Source organism: Kitasatospora putterlickiae, assembly GCF_039527695.1.
GTDB classification, from domain to species: Bacteria; Actinomycetota; Actinomycetes; order Streptomycetales; family Streptomycetaceae; genus Kitasatospora; species Kitasatospora putterlickiae.
The window spans coordinates 485-1283 of the sequence record NZ_BAAAKJ010000556.1 but is presented as its reverse complement, the minus strand read 5'-3'; the positions used below and the strand labels follow the sequence as shown (position 1 = coordinate 1283).

Sequence of the window (799 nt, the reverse complement as noted above, 5' to 3'; positions counted from 1 at the left end):
CGCGCAGGTCGCCGCTGGCGAGCAGCAGCTCGCCGAGGCGGTCGGCGATCCGCGGGCTGGTGCGGCGGGTGCCGTGTTCGAGCTTGCTGACGGCGGTGTGGTCGTAGCCGATCTCGGCGCCGAGCTGGGCCTGGGTGAGGCCGGCGCGGCGGCGCCACTGGCGCAGGCGAAGTCCGAAGGCCCGCCAGGCCTCGTCCTCGACGGGCTTGGTGACCGCCCGGTTCCGGTGCAACGGGGCTGCCCTCCCGAGTGCGTTCCGGGCCTTCCGGTGGGGAGGTCCGCTCAGGAGGACGGTACTGGACGACGGCCTCCGGCGTACATGCGATGGTCTCAACCACTTTCGGTAACTGGTCTCTACCTCTCCACATTTTGGTCTCAACCTCTTCAGCCGACGCTCCCGCGCGCCCGCGGCCGGCCGCGCCACCCCTCCCACCTGCCCGGACGTCGCTCCGGACGGCAATTCCCCGCCGCCCAAAGGTTCCTGACGGCACTTGACGGAACTTGCCAACCGCTCGCCCCGCACGTCAGCGCCGTTGACCGGGCCATGACGGCGTGTGAGGGTTCCGGCACCCGAGCGCGGACGCCCGCACGGGCCGCCCCCCAAACGGCCCCACGGAGAGCGCCCTGAACGGCACGCCGTCCGCGATCGAGCACCCCCACGTTCGAGGAGCCTCGGAATGAAACGCAGATTGCTGACGGCGGGAACCACCCTGGCCGTCCTGGCCGGCATGCTGACCGCCACCGCGGTCGGCCAGGCCGCCGCCGCCCCCGGCCCGGCCGCATCCACACCCCCCAGCGC

Annotated in this window: 1 protein-coding gene; it reads right to left on the bottom strand. The window is 72.8% G+C overall.

The window, feature by feature from the left end; translation table 11 throughout:
* Positions 1 to 232: helix-turn-helix domain-containing protein (locus ABD308_RS39270; protein ID WP_344345905.1), on the bottom strand; the 232-nt coding region annotated here is incomplete at its 3' end.
* Positions 233 to 799: the final 567 nt, after the last annotated feature.